At 64.4% G+C, this 18,028-nt stretch carries 14 protein-coding genes; 7 read left to right on the forward strand and 7 right to left on the reverse strand.

The genetic code is table 11. The features are described from left to right. Positions 1–57: 57 nt before the first annotated feature. Positions 58–1,152: an ATP-dependent RecD-like DNA helicase gene (locus tag IYY11_RS06335; RefSeq protein WP_196403141.1), complete on the forward strand. Its 1,095-nt coding sequence runs from the start codon at positions 58–60 to the stop codon at positions 1,150–1,152. 38 nt (positions 1,153–1,190) lie between these two features. On the opposite strand, the gene IYY11_RS06340 is transcribed toward IYY11_RS06335, so the two are convergent. The 3 genes from IYY11_RS06340 to IYY11_RS06350 all read right to left on the reverse strand — a co-directional run bounded on the left by IYY11_RS06340 (position 1,191) and on the right by IYY11_RS06350 (position 3,833). Beyond that, positions 1,191–2,381 carry a hypothetical protein gene (locus tag IYY11_RS06340; protein ID WP_196403083.1) on the reverse strand — a complete coding sequence of 397 codons (1,191 nt, stop codon included), beginning with the start codon at positions 2,379–2,381 and terminating at the stop codon, positions 1,191–1,193. Between the two features lie 339 nt (positions 2,382–2,720). Continuing rightward, on the reverse strand, positions 2,721–3,233 hold the full coding sequence (locus IYY11_RS06345) for a hypothetical protein (protein WP_196403084.1): 513 nt from the start codon (positions 3,231–3,233) through the stop codon (positions 2,721–2,723). A gap of 27 nt (positions 3,234–3,260) precedes the next feature. Next, complete coding sequence (locus IYY11_RS06350; protein ID WP_196403085.1) at positions 3,261–3,833, reverse strand: HNH endonuclease; 573 nt, start codon at positions 3,831–3,833, stop codon at positions 3,261–3,263. A 374-nt stretch (positions 3,834–4,207) separates the two neighbouring features. Here IYY11_RS06350 and IYY11_RS06355 point away from each other — a divergent pair, with 374 nt between their 5' ends. The 6 genes from IYY11_RS06355 (at position 4,208) to IYY11_RS06380 (ending at position 14,392) form a co-directional block, all read left to right on the forward strand. Further along, a complete protein-coding gene (locus IYY11_RS06355; protein WP_196403086.1) occupies positions 4,208–5,413 on the forward strand; it encodes an exonuclease SbcCD subunit D in 1,206 nt (401 codons plus the stop codon). Beyond that, positions 5,410–9,183: an AAA family ATPase gene (locus tag IYY11_RS06360; RefSeq protein ID WP_196403087.1), complete on the forward strand. Its 3,774-nt coding sequence runs from the start codon at positions 5,410–5,412 to the stop codon at positions 9,181–9,183. The genes IYY11_RS06355 and IYY11_RS06360 overlap by 4 nt, the downstream gene beginning before the upstream one ends. Before the next feature lie 285 nt (positions 9,184–9,468). Beyond that, on the forward strand, positions 9,469–11,094 hold the full coding sequence (locus IYY11_RS06365; protein ID WP_246719695.1) for a porin: 1,626 nt from the start codon (positions 9,469–9,471) through the stop codon (positions 11,092–11,094). A 130-nt stretch (positions 11,095–11,224) separates the two neighbouring features. After that, on the forward strand, positions 11,225–11,935 hold the full coding sequence (locus IYY11_RS06370) for a tetratricopeptide repeat protein (RefSeq protein WP_196403088.1): 711 nt from the start codon (positions 11,225–11,227) through the stop codon (positions 11,933–11,935). Between the two features lie 193 nt (positions 11,936–12,128). Next, positions 12,129–13,982 carry an OprO/OprP family phosphate-selective porin gene (locus IYY11_RS06375; protein ID WP_196403089.1) on the forward strand — a complete coding sequence of 618 codons (1,854 nt, stop codon included), beginning with the start codon at positions 12,129–12,131 and terminating at the stop codon, positions 13,980–13,982. A 188-nt stretch (positions 13,983–14,170) separates the two neighbouring features. Beyond that, complete coding sequence (locus IYY11_RS06380) at positions 14,171–14,392, forward strand: DUF2093 domain-containing protein (protein WP_014890019.1); 222 nt, start codon at positions 14,171–14,173, stop codon at positions 14,390–14,392. On the opposite strand, the gene lpxK is transcribed toward IYY11_RS06380, so the two are convergent. From lpxK to IYY11_RS06400, 4 genes are all read right to left on the reverse strand, one after another. Continuing rightward, complete coding sequence (gene lpxK, locus IYY11_RS06385; protein WP_196403090.1) at positions 14,389–15,393, reverse strand: tetraacyldisaccharide 4'-kinase; 1,005 nt, start codon at positions 15,391–15,393, stop codon at positions 14,389–14,391. The genes IYY11_RS06380 and lpxK overlap by 4 nt on opposite strands. Before the next feature lie 27 nt (positions 15,394–15,420). After that, positions 15,421–16,698 (reverse strand): 3-deoxy-D-manno-octulosonic acid transferase, encoded by a 1,278-nt coding sequence (locus IYY11_RS06390; protein ID WP_196403091.1) that lies wholly within the window; start codon positions 16,696–16,698, stop codon positions 15,421–15,423. A gap of 122 nt (positions 16,699–16,820) precedes the next feature. After that, positions 16,821–17,081: a DUF4170 domain-containing protein gene (locus IYY11_RS06395; RefSeq protein ID WP_196403092.1), complete on the reverse strand. Its 261-nt coding sequence runs from the start codon at positions 17,079–17,081 to the stop codon at positions 16,821–16,823. Beyond that, complete coding sequence (locus IYY11_RS06400) at positions 17,078–17,899, reverse strand: 3'(2'),5'-bisphosphate nucleotidase CysQ (protein WP_312029708.1); 822 nt, start codon at positions 17,897–17,899, stop codon at positions 17,078–17,080. Before IYY11_RS06400 ends, IYY11_RS06395 begins: the two co-directional genes overlap by 4 nt. Positions 17,900–18,028 lie beyond the last annotated feature (129 nt).

The raw sequence follows: 18,028 nt of genomic DNA on the forward strand, positions 1-18,028 counted from the left end.
CGCTTGTTCGCCGGCGTCGGCTCCGCCATCGTGACGCCTGGATTCGAACCGCACCCCATGCCCATCTGGACGCCCGAACAGGATCAAGCGTTGACCGCCGTCGCGCGCTGGCTTGAAACGCCGGGCGCGCGGCAGGTGTTTCGGCTCTTCGGATTCGCCGGGACGGGCAAATCGACGCTCGCGCGTCATCTCGCCGAACATGTCGAGGGCGACGTCGCCTTCGCCGCCTTCACCGGCAAGGCGGCGCTCGTCATGCGCTCCAAGGGATGCAAGGACGCGCGCACGATTCATAGCCTCATCTATCGCGCGACCGACACCGAGACCGAAGAGCCGTCCTTCGTTCTCAACGACGACAGCGCCGCCGCGCGTGCGAAACTCATCGTGGTCGATGAATGCTCGATGGTCGACGAGGAGCTGGGCCGGGATCTTCTCTCCTTCGGCAAGAAGGTGCTGGTGCTCGGCGATCCGGCGCAATTGCCGCCGGTGAAAGGCGGCGGCTTCTTCACCGAGGCCGAGCCTGACGTGATGCTGAAAGAAGTGCATCGGCAGGCGGCCGACAATCCGATCATCCGCCTGTCGATGGCGATCCGCGCAGGCGAGAGCGTCGAGCGCGGCGTCTTCGGCGATACGCGCGTCATTAGCCGCGATTCGCTCGATCCCGCGCTCGTGACCGGCGCCGATCAGGTGCTCGTCGGCCTGAACAAAACGCGGCGCGCTTATAACGGACGCCTTCGCCAGCTACGCGGGTTCACAGGCGACTTGCCGCAGTCGGGCGAGAAGCTCGTCTGCTTGCGCAACAATCGCAAGAAGGGACTTCTGAACGGCGCGCTGTTCACGGTAAAGAGCGCCGGCGCCCTGCGCCGCGGCAAGGTGAGAATGCTGGTGACGCCGGAAGATGGCGAAGCCGGCAAATTTCAGCGCGTGGCCGTCGTGCCACAACTGTTCGGCGCTGAAACCGACATTCCTTATGCGCTTCGCAAGGACTCGGACGAGTTCGATTTCGGTTATGCGCTCACCGTCCACAAGGCCCAGGGTTCGCAATGGGACGACGTGACGCTTTTCGATGAGTCCTTCGCCTTCCGCGAACATCGGGCGCGCTGGCTCTATACGGGCGTGACGCGCGCGGCGAAAAAGCTGACGCTCGTCATGTGAAGAACGGAGCCCGGGCGGCGTTGCAGTGAAGCTGAGAGTTATTTTCCCCAGGCGTCGATGGCGTCAGCGAAGACACGCTCGCCAGACGGGCCTTTTTCCATGTTGATCGTCGCCGCGCGGCCGTCGGCGAGCTGCATGGGCAAGTCTAACGCCGCGAGCGAGCGCAACAGGAGAATGTTGCGCGCCTCATGGTCGCCCCGCATCAGGCCGATGAGGAAATTGTTGTCGGTGATCGGCACGGGAATGCCGGCGACTTTTTCTCCCGACTGTGCATCGGAGCGGCGCATCTGGATGGGGCCGATGGCCTTGACGCCGCCGATGGGACTGCCGGGCGCGACTGTGAACGACACGTTGATGGTGTGCGAGGCCGAAAGAGTGGCGTCGGTGTTCTTGCGAAACAGCAGAGTCATTTTCAGCTTCGCGTCGGGAACCTCGATGTCGCCGCGAATGGCCGATCCCACGGGTTCGCCAGGCCCGCCGACGTTCTCCAGGCGCCAGACGGCAGAGCCATTGTAGATTTTATCGACTTTTGTGGGCTCGGCGAGCGAGCCCACCCACATCTCCGCCTTTTGCGCCACCGGCACGGCTGGGCTGCGCGGCGTGGGCGCTCTGGCCGTCTTGGCCGCTTGCCCGTCGCCCGCGACGCGGTCGTTGATCTTGCCGCCTTCGGGCCCACTGGAGGCGGACTTCTCCGGTTTCAGTTTGGCCAGATCCTCAGGCTGCTCGCGAAGCTGCCAGGCGAGCGTTCCGACGACCGCCACGAGCGCCACGACAACGCCGGCGACGGACAGAATGAGACGCTTCGAACGCTGCGGCCTCGGCGCTGGCGGCAGCGGCGCTGGCGGCCTCTGTGCTTCACGCAGCGGGACATCGTCTTCGCCCGTGATGGATGAGTGAGACGCCTCGCGCCAAGACGAATCCGCGTCATCGCTCGGCGTGCGCTCGACAGGTTTGTTCGGATGCGGCTTGCGTTGCGGCGCAGACGTCCCATCGCGAGATTGTGTCGCTTGCGCCTCGTTTGCGGCGCGCTCCGCTTCGACTCGCTGGATCGCGTCGTCGAGCGCGCGGCCTTCGGCGGCAATGTCGGCTTCTGCGACCGGCGGCTGGATGCCGCGCAACTGATTGAACAGCGCCTTGCGGGCGCGTTCATAGACCGCTTGGCGCGTGTCCGGCGTGGACTGCGGCAGAGCGGCGACCGCTCTCGCGATCAGAGAATGGTAGTCTGCCATGTTCGGTTAAGAGCACTTCCGGCTTTTGACGTCAATCCTGACGCCGTCAGAGTCCAAGAAAACCCGGGGATTTCGCGACGTCGGCGCCTCATGATCTCATCGGCGCCTCAGTTCACTCGATGTGTCGCCAAAATGGAGATCAAGCACTCCTGGCGTCAATGATCGCTTCAGCGCGATTCCTGCTTCATCCGCCGGGCTGCGCACGTGTGAGTATGGATAAGAGGTCGAGCATGAAGGATTCTTGCGACTCGGCGCTGGCGCGGACGTCGTTCTGATGGCCGGCTGTTTTGCCGGAAAAAATATTGCGACGCGCGCGCCTCAACCCTCGAAGGCTGCGCGCTAAACTTCGCCAAGCGGCGCTTTGGGGCGCGCCATCTGACGCGCGGGCGGCGGCGCGGCGATCAACCAATAAATCGTCCCGGCCAGCGCGCCGGTCAGAAAAAACAGCAGCGCGATTCGTAATTCGAGCGGACTCGCTTCGCGGGCGCGATCAAGTCCCATCGCGGCGCGGGCGATCCACGGCGACGCGCCGGCGAGCGTCGCGCTCGCGCCCGAATACCAGAGGAGCGAGCGTGCGCCGGCGATCTCGCCGATCAACGCCGCGACTGCGAGGGGCGCGACGCAGGTGGCGATGATCGTCGACCAAATGATGAATCCGAATGTCGCCAGAGGATCGCTCCATCCGCCGGCGCGCACGTCTTCTTCGACGAAGGCGAATAGGCCGGAGGTCGCGGCGGCGAATCCCGCCTCCCGCGTCGCTGGATCAAGGAGCGCCGAGACGATAAGAAAAATGGCGCCCGCGCCGACAGCGAGGATGAAACCGAAAACCAGGACCACGATTCGGCGCATCATTGGAGCCGTCTCTGCTGGCGCGCCAAGCTATGGTTCAAGCACCGAATCCCAATAGAGATAGTCCATCCAGCTTTCGTGCAGGTAATTGGGCGGAAACAGCCGCCCGTTGCGATGCAGGTCCGCGACGCTGGGCTGAAAGGGAGCCTGAGCCGGCGACATATGCGCCTCTCTCGGAAGTCGGTCGCCCTTGCGCAGATTGCACGGCGAACATGCCGCGACGACATTTTCCCACGTCGTCGCGCCTCCCTTCGATCGAGGAATGACGTGATCGAACGTCAGTTCATCATGTTCGCCGCAATATTGGCAGGTGAAGCGATCGCGCAGGAAGACGTTGAACCGCGTGAACGCCGGGTGACGGGTCGGCCGCACATACTCCTTGAGCGACACGACCGAGGGCAGACGCATCTCGAAGCTCGGGCTTTTGACGGTCTTGTCGTATTCCGAGACGATGTTCACGCGATCAAGAAACACCGCCTTGATGGCGTCCTGCCAACCCCACAGCGACAGCGGATAGTAGCTCAACGGCCTGTAGTCGGCGTTGAGCACAAGCGCGGGGCACGCCTGCGGCGAGACGGTCTGTTGACGAAAGTGTGCAGTCACCCTGCTTCCTCTCGGATTGCGGAGGGGCCTGACGGACCGCGCCAAGGTCCAGCCCTTTGCGATGCCGCATATTTTACAGGCACCACGACAGGGTTGTGAAGGCCTGCGACATGACTTCCGACGCTGGGGCGCGCGCCGGCTCTAGAAAAAGATAAACGCTGGCGAAACAGTAAGCTGCAAGAAACGGCCGATATACAGTATGTAATTGGGATGTCTTTGTTTCGACGACGTCTACTCAGAACTGTCGCCGCGCGCCGATCAGCAGCTCGTCCTCTGCTGTCGGATCGGCAAAAACGAAGAAATATTCGTAGGCAGACCGGCGCGCCCAAGCGTGGCCCTTGCCCACGCCCGGCGGCTTGGCGCCTACTGCCGGAGTGATTCGCCTTCTTCACACGGCCGACTGGCATCTTGGCGCGACCCTGCAAGGCTGGTCGCGCGACGCCGAGCACCGCGACGCGCTGGCGCAGCTTGTCGCCATCGCCCGGGAGCGGGCGGTCGACGCCGTCGTCGTGGCGGGCGACATTTTTGACAGCCTCAATCCGTCCGCCGACGCCCAGCGGCTGCTCTACGACACATTGCGCGACTTGCGCGTCGCCTGTCCGCATGCGCGCATCGCGCTCGTCGCCGGCAATCATGACCCGGCGGCGCGACTCGAAGCGCCGCGCGCATTGTTCGAGATGGCCGACGTCGTTTCGATCGGCGCCTTTGCGCGTCGCGACGGCGCCTTCGACGCCCGCGCGCATCTTTCGCCCATCCGCGACGCCAGCGGCAAAATTGGCGCACATTTGCTCGCGCTGCCTTATCCGCGCGCGGTGGATCTGCCCGTGACGAGCGGCGGCGGCGGCGCCAGCGCCGTGCGCGAGGCCTATCGCGAGGCGGTCGAAAGCGCGCGGCGCGAAATCGGCGCGGCCCCGCTCATCGTCACCGGCCATCTTCACGTCGCAGGCGCGCTCGAATCCGAAGGGTCCGAACGACGGATTCTCGTCGGCGGCGAACACGCCCTTCCGTCCGACATGTTTTCGCCGGATATCGCTTACGTTGCGCTTGGCCATCTGCATCGTCCGCAATCCGTCGACCGCGAGACGATCCGCTACTCCGGTTCGCTCATTCCGATGTCGAAGACCGAGATCGGCTATGCGCATGGCGTCAGCATCGTCGACGTCGACGCCAGCGGCGCCGTTGTCGTCCAGCATGCGCCGATCGTCCGCCCCGTCCGTCATTTGCGGGCGCCGGCGACAGGCGCTTTGTGCCTTGCTGAACTTGAATCCGCGCTTGCGGCGCTCGATTTGGACGCCTCGGCGCCGATGGACGCCTGGCCCTTCGCGCATCTTGCGATCAGGGTCGACGGCCCAGCCGTTGGGTTGAAGGCCGAGCTCGACGCCATCTGCGAGAAATTTCCGCTGCGGGTCGTTTCGACCAGCGTCGAGCGGCCGCAAGCGCCGGCGGCGGCCCCGACGCCGCTGCGCCTCGCCGAGCGCAAACCGATGGATTTGTTTCGCGAAGCCTTCGAGCAGGCGCACGGCGTCGCCCCGACCGACAATCATTTCGACTGTTTCGAGCGTCTTCTGCAGGAGGCGTGATATTGCGCATTCTGGCGATCAGAGGCGCTAATCTCGCCAGTCTCGCCGAAGGCTTCGCCATCGACTTCGACAGCGAGCCGCTGCGCTCGGCGGGCCTCTTCGCCATCACCGGGGAAACCGGCGCGGGCAAGTCGACGATTCTCGACGCGATCTGTCTCGCGCTTTACGACAAATTCCCGCGCGTCGTCGCGGCCGGCGCGAGCGAAGGCGCGCCAGATCCGTCCGGAGAGACGCTCGGCTCTGGCGACCCGCGCACAATTCTTCGCCGCGGCGCCGGACGCGGGTTCGCGGAGGTCGATTTTATTGGCAAGGACGGGCTGCGCTATCGGGCGCGCTGCGACCTGCAGCGCGCCCGCGGTCGAGCGTCGGGCGCCTTGCAAAAGCGCGTCAGGTCGCTGTGGCGAATCGACGAGGCCGGCGAAATCGTCGCGCCGGTCGAGAGCGGCATAGAGCCGGTCAATGCCCGCGTCGTCGAATTGACCGATCTCACCTTCGACCAGTTTCGTCGCACGGCGCTTTTGGCGCAGGGCGAATTCGACGCGTTTCTGCGCGCCGACGCGAAGGAGCGCGCCGAACTTCTCGAAAAAATCACCGGCGCCGAAATCTATGGCGTTCTGTCGCAGCGCGCCTTTGAACGCGCCCGCGAGGCGCAGCAGGCGACAGCCCTTATCGAAAGCAGTTGCGCCCAGATCGGCGTGATGTCGGAAGACGAGCGCGCCGCGATCGATGCAGACGTCGCAGCGGCCGCAGCCGAACGCGCGCAAGTCGCCGAAAAGCGCAGCGCCATGGCTGACGCGCTGCGCCGGTTCGACGCCTTGGCTCAGGCGCACGCAAAGCTTGCGCAGGCGATGTCGGCGCGCGAGGGCGCATTACGGGCGTTTGACGAGATGGCGCCGCGGCGCGAAACGCTCGCGGCGCTCGCTCAGGTCGAGCCGTTGCGCACGCCGCGGGACGAGATGCGGCGCGCCGAGGAAACGCAAAAGGCGGACATCGAAGAGGCCGCCGACGCCAAAGCGAAAGCGGGCGCCGCTCAAGAAGCGTTCGCCGCTCAGGAGGCGCGCGCGCGCTCGGCTTCAGAGGAAGTCGCCGCCTCGGAAGCGGAGATCGCCCGGTTCGCGCCGATATGGAGCGAAGCGGCGGCGCTCGACGCGCGCATCGCCAATCTGGCGCAGGAGGAAGGGAAGGCGCGCGGCGTCGCCGAGGGCGCCGCGTCGCGCGCTGCGGAGAAGCGCGCCGAACGCGCCGAAACAAGCGAACGGCGCGCCGATATTGAACGCGAGAAGGAGGCGGCGCTCGCCGATCTTGCGCGCCTCGCGCCGGCGCGGGCGCTCAGCGAACGCTGGCGAGACATCGACGATTGGCTGACGAAGCGTACCGAAATCTCGCAAGCCAAGCGCGCCTGTGATGGCGCGCTCGCAGCGGCCTTCGCCGACATCGATCGCGGCGACGCGACGCTTGCGGACTTTAACGCGCGCGACGCGCAAGACAGAGCCGCCTGTGAAAAACTTGCCGCGCAAATCGCGGACCGCGACGGCGCGCTCCTCGCCCTCGACGAACCTGCCGCGCTCGCCCGCGCTGACGATTTGGCGCGCGCCGTCGAGCTGATCGAGGCTTTGCGTAGATGCGCGCGCACCTTTGACGAGGCGGACGTCGCGGCGGCTTCCGCGCATCAGGACATCGCCCACTACGCTCAGGACGAAGCGGCGGTTCGACAGAAGCTTGAGGGAATACGTTCGGAGCGCGCGCGACAGGCAGCGCAAAGCGCCGAGGCCGAACGCTTTGGCGAGTTGGCGGACGCCGCGGCGGATCCCCATGCGCTGCGATTGCGCGCGGCGTTGAACGACGATGCGCCGTGCCCCGTATGCGGCGCGCGCGAACATCCTTTCGCCGAGACTCATGACGCGGCGAGCGCGTTAATCGAAGCGCTGCGCGCGCGGCGCGACGAGTCGCGGCGAACGCTCAGCAGACTGGACGAGGAGGCGGTCTCCTTGAGCGCGCGGGCGGCGCAGGCGCAAGCGCTCTATGACGACGCGTCGCGTCGCGCCGCACAAGCGCAGGCGGCGCGCGGGCGCGCCGAGGCCGAATATGCGTCGCTGCTGATCGCCGATTGCGCGCGAGATATGGCGCCGGAACTGGCCCCGCCGACATCGATCCTGTCAGCCTCGCCGCGTCTGCAATTATTGACGAAGGAGCTTGCGACCGCGCGCGATGGCGTCGCGCAAAAGCTTCTCGCCGCGCGTCGGCTGCGCGAGGAGCGCGATCGGCTGCGCGCGGAGCGCGACGCGGTTCGACTGGCGCTCGACGCCCGTCGGGAAGAGCTTGCGGCGCTCGCCATATCGCTGGAAGCTTTGCGCGAAGCGCGCGCGCGGTCCAGGGCGGAAGGCGCCGGACTCGTCGAGCGTCTGGAATCGCTCGATCGGTCGCTCGCGCCTTATCTGCAGCTTTGCGACCTCTCGGCCGTCGATCTCGATCGTGACGCCGCTTCTGCGCGCCGTCGGCTCGAGGCGGCGGGCGCGCATTATCGGCAGGCGCTGGCGTGCTCGGATGCGTGCGCCGAAAACCTCGCCGCGATCAGTCTCAAGGCGGAGCGCCTCGCGGCAGAGTCGGACGCCTTATCCGCCCGCGAGGCCGAAGCGAACGGCGATCATCAGGCGCGCGCAAGGAGCCTTACTGAGGCGACCGATGCGCGCGCGCTGCTTCTGGAGGGAGAGGCGACAGCCGCGCATCGGTCCCGCATCGAGGCGCGCCACAGGGCGGCGATTGCGGCGCGCGACGAGGCGCGCCAGCGGCTCGCTGAAGCTCAGCAGTCGAAAACCGCCTGCGAGACGCGTCACGCCCATTGTGCAAGCGCCGCGGAAAGCGCGGCGGCCCGCGCCGAGCAAGCGCGCGCGGCCTTTGCAATGGCGCTCGCCGGCGCTGGCTTCGACGAGGCGACTGCGGCGCCGCTTCTTGCAATGTCGCGCGAAGAGCAGACGGCGCTGCGTCGCGTCGTTCAGGCAGTTGAATCGGATTGCGCCGCGGCACGAACCGCCGTCATGGAGCGCCAGAAGGACTTTGATGACGCGCAGGCGGTCGCCCCGGTTGAAGCGTCGCGTGAGGTTCTCGCGGCTCAGGAGAAAGACATCGCTGGTCGCCTCGACGAATTGTCGGCGCGGCTCGGCGCGCTGCGCGAGCGTGGCGCGAAGGACGATGAGGCGCGGGAGCGCGCGGCAGCGCTCGGCGAGGAACTCGAGCGTGCGCGCACGAACGGCAAACTCTGGAGCGAGATCAACGACGCCATCGGCTCGGCGAGCGGCGACAAGTTCCGCCGTTTCGCGCAGGCCGCGACGCTGCAGCATCTCGTCGGGCTCGCCAATCAGCGCCTGGCGCTGCTTGCGCCGCGCTATGCCCTGGAGCGCTCGGGCGACGCCGGGTCGCTGGGCCTCCAGATCATCGACCGCGACCTTGGCGACGAGCGCCGTTCGACGCGTTCGCTCTCCGGCGGGGAGCGCTTCCTCGCGTCGCTCGCCTTGGCTTTGGCCCTTGCCGGACTCGAGGGGCGCGATTCATTCGTCGACACGCTGTTCATCGATGAAGGATTCGGCGCGCTCGATTCCGCGACCCTCGACGTCGTCATAGACGCGTTGGAGACGCTGCAGGGGCAGGGGAGACGGGTGGGGGTGATCAGCCATGTCGATTCGCTCCAGCAGCGCATCGCGACGAAAATCTGCGTCGAGCGGCGGGGCGGCGGGATTAGCGTGGTCCGACTACGTGCGCCAGGTTACGCATGACGCGTGATGCCACTAGCCGACCCTGAAACAAGCCTCCAATCGATTCTATTCGGAGGAGGACTCGCGTCGAAAAAGCCGCAAATGTGCGGAGAGGCCATGAGAAAAAAACTCCCGCTGTGGCGGTAAAGCCACAAAAAACAATGATCAGCGCCAAAGACTGTGGCGCCGGCGCCACACCTCTTGTGCCTTGCAACGTCACATTACAGCTAGGGCAAAGTTTGTCACGGGTCTGTCATCCAGCGCCGGCTTCACTGTCGCTCGAAAGTTAACGGGGGAATGGAACCAATGAAACCTGGAGTTGGACAACGCGCGCTCGCCATCGCTGCGTTCGGCTTATATGCGATGGCTTCGGCCGCTCCGGCCGCAGCCGACACTGCGTCCGAAATCCGCGCGCTCAAGGCGCGGCTCTCCAAGCTCGAAGCCGACGAAGCCCGCGCCCGGCGCGAGGCCAGGGTCGTGCACGCGTCACTCCCGGCCGACAAGGGGCCGCCTCCGCCGCCGCCGCCGCTGCACTGGTATGAAAGGCTGAGCCTGCGCGGCTATACGCAGATGCGCTACAATGACATTCTGAGCGGTGGCCCGAATTATTATGACATCAGAACGACGAACGACCGTTCGGTCGGCGACCGCCAGAACTTCTTCATTCGGCGCGCGCGCATCATTCTAAGCGGCGACGTCTCCGATCATCTGTACCTATATTTCCAGAACGACTTCGCGAGTTCTCCTCCAAATGCAAATTCGACTTCGGCGACCTTCGCCCCTTACGGGAACGCCGCCAGTCAGGCCGTCTATTATTTCTACAATCCCGTCTTCGCCTTTCCAGGCTACAACCAGGTCGGCAGTTACTCTAACGCGCCCGGCAATTTCGCGCAGATTCGCGACCTATACGCCGACATCTACTTCGACAAGGACAAGGAATTCCGCGTCCGCGCCGGCCAGTCCAAAATTCCATACGGCTTCGAGAACCTGCAGTCGTCGCAGAATCGTCTGGCGCTCGATCGCGCCGACGGGATCAATACCTGCTGTAAGGACGAACGCGATCTTGGTCTCTTCTTCATGTACACGCCCAAGGAAATGCGGCATCTCTTTCGCGATCTCGTGAAGAACAATCTGAAAGGCTCGGGCGATTACGGCATGTTCGCTTTCGGCGTCTACAACGGCCAGGGCGCCAACCGCATCGAACTCAACAAGGGCACGCATCTTGTCGCGCGCTTCACCTATCCTTACGTTTTCGAAAATGGTCAGGTGGTCGAAGCGAGCGTCCAGGGTTACACGGGACGTTTCATGCCTTATACGCAGGCGATCAGGCCCTCTTTGGGCATGGGGACGAACTGGGCGGGCTTCATTCCGTTGAACAGCCCGTACGCTACCATCGGATCGGCCTTTGTCCCTTATGTGAATGGCCCGGGATGGAGCAGCCTTGGCAACTTTAACTATTCTCAATACGGCGCCGTCAACACTTGGGGACCGGCCGTGGCCAATGGCGGCGAGGGCATTCGCGACTCTCGCGTCGCTATCACTGGCGTCATCTATCCGCAGCCGTTCGGTTTTCGCGCCGAATGGAACTGGGGCGTCGGGCCGCAGCTAAACGCCACGCAGACCGCCATCGAGGCGAAACGGCTGAATGGCGGCTATGTCGAAGCCAGCTATAAATATGAGGACAAGGACTTCGGCACTGGCGTGTATTTCCCCTTCGTCAAGTGGCAATACTATAATGGCGGGTTCAAATTCGATAACAACGCGCCGGCGGGCCGCGTCAACGAATGGGACGTCGGCGTCGAGTACCAGCCCTTGCCGGAACTCGAATTCACCGCGATCTACTCTCACATGGACCGCACGAATACGGTTGCAGCGCCCTATCGGCAGTTCCAGGCGGATCTGCTGAGGATGCAGCTGCAGTGGAACTACTGATCATCCGGTCAGACTAACTCTTGTCAAACGCCCCCGGTTCGCGCCGGGGGCGTTTGCGATTTCGGGACTTCCGTTTGCTCGTCTGATAACGAAATGACCTTGGTTGGGTTTTGGTGCGAGGACTCGAAAGATGAAGCTGATCGCGACGATTGCCTTGTCCTTCATGTTGGCGTTGGCAGGGTCAGCGCTTGCTGAAGATTATGAGAACGCCGTCAGCGCAACGCGACGCGGAGAGTTCGCTGGCGCGTTCAAATTACTCAAGCCGCTGGCCGAAAAGGGCGACGCGCGCGCGCAAGCGGACCTCGGCGCGATGTATCTCACAGGCAAGGGAGTCGCCGCCAATCCCAAGGAAGCGTTGAAATGGCTTCGCTTGGCCGCAGATCACGGCAATGTCTCCGCCCAATTCAATCTCGGCACCATGTATCTCGAAGGACAGGTGGTCATGAGGGATTACAAGGAGGCGATGAAGTGGAATTTGCTCGCCGCAGGCCAGGGACTGGCCGCGGCGCAAGTGAACATCGCCTCAATGTACTATGACGGCGTCGGCGTCGCGCAGGATTACAAGGAAGCGGCCAAATGGCTGCGGCTCGCGGCGGAGCAGGGCGACGCCGACGCGCAGTTGAATCTCGGCAACATGTATGTCGCCGGACAGGGCGTCGAGCGCGATCTGCTGCGCGGCTTCATGTGGACGCAGCTCGCGACGGAGTCGCTTTCGATGGGCGAGACCGAAAAGAAGGCGGTGCGGGACATGTCGGCAAAGTCATTGTCGCCGGAAGACGTCGCCAAGGCTCAAGCCATGGTCGCTCGCTGCAAGGAATCGAAGTTTAAAAATTGCGATTGATCTACGCGGGAACGCTCCCTCTTTTAGTATCCGCGCGCCTCCTCGAGCAGCCCGTTGAACGGAGGCTAAACGGCAGGCAATCTCGGTAACCATTCGTTAAGGTTAACGCCCCACCCTGTGCGAACGCAAAAAGGGACGTGCGGGGCTGGACTTGGCGATTCGGCGGGAGAAGCAAGCACTCGTCCTGGCGACGATGGGGGCATTGTTCTCGACAGGCGCCGGCGCATCCGACAGCGCCATCGAGGCGCGTCTGCGCATGCTTGAAGCGGAGATCGCCAGACTTCGTCCGCTCGAAGCCGAGGTCGCCAAGCTTCGTCAGGACGCGCGCCAATCGAAATCTGCGTCGCGAAGCTCGAATTCGAAAGGCCGTTCACGGCAGAGCGAAACGAATATCGTCAACGCCGCGGCGTCCAAGGGGTCGTCCGATACGCCCCCACGGCCGCCAGTGTTCGTCAGCTTCAAGAACGGCCTCTTCGTCGAGACCGAAGACAAGGCCTATAGCTTCAAGGTCGGCGGCCGCATCATCGTCGACGGCGGCGGCATCGCTCTGCCGCTCAACGGTTTCGATAATCAGGTCGGCGGGCGCCAGCTTCGGCTCGAGGTCGAAGGCAAGGCCGCGCAGATCTACTTCTACAAGCTGCAATACGACTTCACCGGAACAAGCCAGATAACTGGCGTCAATCATGTCTACGGCGGCATTCGCGACGCCTACTTTGGCATCCAAAGTCCGTTGTTCACGCTGCCTTTCGCCAAGGATCCGGCCTACGTCATGGTCGGCAGCATGTTCGAGCCCTTCAGCGTCGAGGCGATCAATTCCTCAAAATATCGCGACTTCATCGAACGCTCGCTTGCGGTCGACACCTTCCAGCCGGATCGTCATATCGGCCTTGCACTGGGCGCCTATGGCGACGACTGGACTTTCAAGGGCGGCATATTCAGCACCAGCTTCGGCGATGCGAGCCTGAACCCCGCGCGTGGTTATCCGGCGACCTGGGGTATTCCGCGACTTTACATACCCAACGCGGGCGGCGGCGGTCCTTTCCCGTCTAACACGACCTGGTTCCAAGCCACGGGAGGCGGGCAGTATTTCGACCTGACAGGACGCCTGACCTACGCGCCGATCCACAACGAGCACGATCTTCTCCATGTCGGCGTTTCCGGCCGCTATCACCAGCCAAACGATTCCACGGCGGCGAACAACGATCGGGTGCTTGCGCTGGGCAACCGCGTCAGATCGGAAGCCAATATCCTCGGCCAGGGCCTCATTGGCACCCCGGATCTTTCCTGCGGCACGATCGTCGGACCCATTCCACAGGGCGTCTTCAACAGCTCCGCCTTCGCCGGCAAATGCACCAAAAGCGTCGAATCCTTCGGACTTGAATTGGCGGCGTCGCATGGGCCGTTCGGAATTCAGGCGGAATATTTCGGCGCCTTTTACAACCGCGATCAAAACGCGATCAACCGGGCGACGTATCTGACGGCGGCGTCGGCGGCGACGGGCGTCATTCCCGTCAACGGTTCTCAGGTTCCGTTCAATCCGGGAGGCCGTTCGGCTTATTTCGACGGCTACTACATCCAGGGCACCTATTGGATCACCGGCGAGGAACGCGCGCAGTCCTATGACATAAAGGACAAGAACGGCGCGACCTTCGGTCAGCTCAAGATCAAGAACCCCTTCAGCGCGGGCGGCTGGGGCGCCTGGGGTTTGGCCGCGCGCTTCAGCTCCGTGGACCTCAACAACGGCCCTTATAACGGGAACACGCTCTATAACCTGCTCGCTTTGACGACCTTGGTTACGCCGAACCCATTCGCGCGCACATATATCGCGAACGCCGGCATTAACGGCGGCCGTCAGCAGAATCTTACGCTCGGCGTGAACTGGTATCCGGACGCGGGCTTAGCGTTCCAGTTCAATTGGACGCGGGTGATGAATCTCGTCGCGCCGCTGAACCTTTACAACGGTGGTCCACTCCCCACGCTTCTCGGCGCCAATTACACCGGCGTGCATCCCAATCTGTTTGAGTTTCGCGCCAAGGTCTATTGGTGAGCAGAACCTACGTCCCGGCAAATGACCGCCCGCGGCGGGCGTTTCCTTATATGCCCTCGGATGCTATATCTCGTGGAATCTAATCCGCCGAAAGGGAGCGTTCGGCTTCGCCGATGAGGTCGCTTGTGACCACGCTCAGGCGCCTCGTGGGGCGCCCTTTCCCGCGGCGCTACGGGTTGAGAACGCGCATGAACCGCTATGACCGCCAGCCTCAGCCCGCTGAAGAGGCTGTCGTCGAATATCTCGACGGCGAATATCGCGTGCGCAAGCCCGGCGCCTATGTGCGCTGCGCGGTGACGGGCGAGCCGATCCCCCTCGAGGATCTGCGTTACTGGAACGTCGATCTGCAGGAGCCCTACAGCGGGCCGCATGCCAAGCTGATGCGTCTTGGCGTCAAGAAGCCCGATTAAGGATCGGAAAGGCGCGGTTCATCCGCCTTACGCAGCCCGCGAAGCGCCTCGTCCAGAATGATCGCGTCATCGAAAACCAAGGTGACGGGTAGCGTATCAACGCCGAGCGTCGCAAGCTGACCGCCGATTCGCGCCGCATCCTTTTCCGTCGTGACGAGTCGGGCCCCATGCGCCCGCCGCAACATCGATAGCGTCGCGTAATCTCTTTGCGTGAAGCGGCGATGATCGCCGAACGAAACCCGCGCCGCGACATCGGCGCCGGACGCCTCCAGCAAGTTGAAGAATTTCTGTGGCCGCGCGATTCCAGCGAAAGCGACGACGCGCGCGCCTTGCATCGCGTCGGCGGCGTTCGCATCGGGCGCCAAACGCGCGGCGAGGATAGGTTTGTTCGCGCGCGCGGCGATGTCTCGCCCGGGCAGGCCGTCGCCGATGACGACAAGCATATCCGCCGCCGCAAGCTGCGCATCGAAGGGGGCGCGCAAAGGCCCGGCAGGGATGCAGCGGCGATTGCCCGCGCCATAATCCGAGTCGATGGCGATGAGCGTCAGGTCGGGCGCGACGCGACGGCTGTGGAAGCCGTCGTCGAGAATGACGACGGTGGCGCCGAGGCGCTGCGCCAGGTCTGCGCTCGCAAGTCGGTCTGCGCCGACGATCGTCGGCGCGACGCGCGCAAGCAGCAGCGCTTCATCGCCAATCTCGTCCGCGCCGTGACGCGTCACGTCCACGACGAAGGAGGACGTTCCGCCGCGCCGGCGGCGATAGCCCCGGGTGAGAAGCGCAGGGCGCTCTCCCGCCGTCTTGAGACGCTGCGCGATGGCGATGGCGAGCGGCGTCTTGCCGTCGCCGCCCGCACTCAGTCCGCCAATGACAATCGTCGGTAAATTCGCGCGCGCCGCGTCGCGCGCGAGCCGCTTGCGCGCGATGGCGCCGTAGAGCGCGCCGAGCGGAGACAGCAGCCGCGCCGCCGCGCCGTCGTCACGCCAGAAGGCGGGCGCACGCATCTCAAATAGCGGCGCCGCGCGTGACGATCATTGCTGGGCCACCGCCATTTGCGCGAGATAGGGTTCGACGGCTGTCATGATGCCGCGCGAGGCGCCGCCCAATCTCTCGACAGTCTCGGCGGCCGCGCGTCCCATCTTGCGCATGCGCGCGGGCTCGGAGAGAAGATAATGCGCGGCGCGCGCCAGCGAAGCGGCGTCTGTAACGCGCGCGGCGGCTTTTACGGCCGCGAGCTCGCCGTAAACTTCCGTGAAGTTTTCGACATAGGGGCCATGCAGGATGGCGCAGCCGAGCTTCGCCGGCTCGATTGGATTTTGTCCGCCGCCGGGCAACAGCGACTTGCCCATCAGGACGACCCCGACGCTTCGGAAAACGAGGCCAAGCTCGCCGACGCTGTCGACAACGTAGACGTCGACGTCGCGTCGCGGCTCGCCTTCCTGCGAACGCAGGGCCGCCGTCAATCCTCTGGCGCGCGCGGCTTCGACGATCTCGGCGCCGCGCTCCCGATGACGCGGCGCGATGATCGTCAGCAGCGACGGGGTTTGCGCGGCCATGTCGATATGCGCGTCGAGCACGAGGTCCTCTTCGCCGGGATGGGTGGAGACCGCCGCCCAGGCTGGTCGCGCGCCGATCGCGCCGTTGAACTCGGCAAGCATTGCAGAGTCGGCCGGCGGCGGCGGCACGTCGAATTTGAGATTGCCGGCGATGCGCACGCAGCGCGCGCCGAGCGCCAGAAAGCGGGCCGCATTATCCGAATCCTGCGCGAGGCAAAGATCGACGGCGCCGAAGACGGATTTCGCCGCGCCGGGAACAGCGCGCCAGCGCTCGGCGGATCTGCGGGAGATGCGGGCGTTGGCGAGAACCAGCGGCGCGCCGCGCGCGCGAACGGCCGCGACGATATTGGGCCAAAGCTCCGACTCGGCGAAGACCGCGATGTCGGGACGCCAATGATCGAGGAAGCGTTCGACGAATTTCGGGGCGTCGATCGGCGCGTATTGATGAAAGGCGCCCGCGGGCAAGCGCGCGCTGAGAACGCGCGCAGACGAGACGGTGCCGCTTGTCACGAGCACGTCGAGTCCGCGCTGAATGAAGCGGTCGATGAGCGGCAGCAGCGACAGGCTTTCGCCCACGCTCGCGCCGTGCAGCCAGACGAGTCGTCCGCGCGGCCGGGGACGATTCGACTCGCCCATGCGTTCGGCCAATCGCGCGGGATCTTCCTTGCCATGGTTGGCGCGCCAATTGAGCGCGGCGCTGGCGAAGGGCGTCGCCGCGATCGTCGCCAGCCGGTACACTGTCAGAAGCGACATGTTTCCAATCTATTAAGAATCCGGTCCACATTCGCCATCTGACGGCGTCTTCTCCGCGCGCGTGGGGCCAACCGGGATGGCGCTTCTATGCCTGGCAAAACCGGCGAATTTAGGAAGGCCGCCTATAGGGCCTCCACATCCGGATCGAGCAGCCGATAAAGGTGAACCACGAAATAACGCATATGCGCATTGTCCACCGTGGATTGCGCCTTCGCTTTCCATGCGGCGAGCGCGCTATCATTGTCCGGATAGATGCCGACGATGTCGAGCTTGCCCGGATCGCGGAAAGCGACGCCGTCGAGCGTCTCCAACTCGCCGCCAAACACAAGATGCAACAGCTGTTTTTCTTTCTTCGCCGAGGTTGCTTGCGTCGTCTTGTTCATAATTTTCCTTCCAAGACCTCCCGCGCCAGCGCGAGACTATCGTCGAACAGCGATTTCGGAGCCGCGATGAGCATGTCGCGGGCGAGCGACACACGATTATAGGTGAGCGCCACGCCCTCCGGCTCGCTCAACATGGCGCCCGCTTCTGCGAGGAGAATATCCGCGGCGGCGATGTCCCAGTCGCGCGCATTAGGCCCGGCGACCACGATATCATGCCGGCCGGCGGCGATATCGGCAAGCCGCAGCGCGAGCGAGGGCGTTCGCGGCGCCATCACGAATCCCCGCGGCGACGCGGCCAGCCGGTCCTGTATCGCACGAGGCGCGACGAGCGCTGCGCCAGCGATTTCGGCGCGCTGCGGCGCGATGAGGGGGGAGCCGTTGAGAAAGGCGCCGAGACCCTGCGCGCCGATATAAGTCTCGCCGAGCGCCGGCGCGTGGATGATTCCGGCGACGGGCCGGCCGCGAACCACGAGAGCGATGGAAACCGACCAGCGCGCGTCGCCGCGCGAGAACGCCAGCGTTCCATCGATCGGATCGACCACCATCAAGGCGTCGCGCGTCAGGCGCTCGGCCGTGTCGATGCTCTCTTCGGAAAGCCACGCCGCCTCGGGCGCGATCCGCGCCATCTCCTGGAACAGGAACCGATCGACGGCGAAATCCGCCTCGGTGACCGGCGAGCCGCCGCCCTTGTAGGACACTGCGGCGGTCGTCGTTTCGCCCAGGCGGAAGTAAGCCATGGCGATGTCGCCGGCCCTGCGCGTGACGCTCTCGAGTTTTGGGAGAAAAGCGGCGAGTTCTGCTTGGCTGGAGCCCATCATGATGAGGAGTAGGCGAGGCGCCGGCGGGCCGCAAGCGGGCGCATTGCGCGGAATAGGAGCAATTTGAACGAATTCGTTTTCATGGACTTCACCCTCATCGCCTAAACCATGCGTAGAAGCAATGATTTA

The sequence above is a fragment of the Methylocystis sp. H62 genome, from assembly GCF_015709515.1.
GTDB lineage: Bacteria > Pseudomonadota > Alphaproteobacteria > Rhizobiales > Beijerinckiaceae > Methylocystis.

Bases quoted from the DNA above. Each gene is read 5' to 3' on its own strand.
- lpxK (WP_196403090.1), bottom strand. From the start codon at position 15,393: ATGCGTGCGCCCGCCTTCTGGCGTGACGACGGCGCGGCGGCGCGGCTG.
- IYY11_RS06335 (WP_196403141.1), top strand. From the start codon at position 58: ATGCCCATCTGGACGCCCGAACAGGATCAAGCGTTGACCGCCGTCGCG.
- IYY11_RS06340 (WP_196403083.1), bottom strand. From the start codon at position 2,381: ATGGCAGACTACCATTCTCTGATCGCGAGAGCGGTCGCCGCTCTGCCG.
- IYY11_RS06365 (WP_246719695.1), top strand. From the start codon at position 9,469: ATGAAACCTGGAGTTGGACAACGCGCGCTCGCCATCGCTGCGTTCGGC.
- IYY11_RS06370 (WP_196403088.1), top strand. From the start codon at position 11,225: ATGAAGCTGATCGCGACGATTGCCTTGTCCTTCATGTTGGCGTTGGCA.
- IYY11_RS06395 (WP_196403092.1), bottom strand. From the start codon at position 17,081: ATGAACAAGACGACGCAAGCAACCTCGGCGAAGAAAGAAAAACAGCTG.
- IYY11_RS06390 (WP_196403091.1), bottom strand. From the start codon at position 16,698: ATGTCGCTTCTGACAGTGTACCGGCTGGCGACGATCGCGGCGACGCCC.
- IYY11_RS06375 (WP_196403089.1), top strand. From the start codon at position 12,129: ATGGGGGCATTGTTCTCGACAGGCGCCGGCGCATCCGACAGCGCCATC.
- IYY11_RS06345 (WP_196403084.1), bottom strand. From the start codon at position 3,233: ATGATGCGCCGAATCGTGGTCCTGGTTTTCGGTTTCATCCTCGCTGTC.
- IYY11_RS06400 (WP_312029708.1), bottom strand. From the start codon at position 17,899: ATGATGGGCTCCAGCCAAGCAGAACTCGCCGCTTTTCTCCCAAAACTC.
- IYY11_RS06380 (WP_014890019.1), top strand. From the start codon at position 14,171: ATGAACCGCTATGACCGCCAGCCTCAGCCCGCTGAAGAGGCTGTCGTC.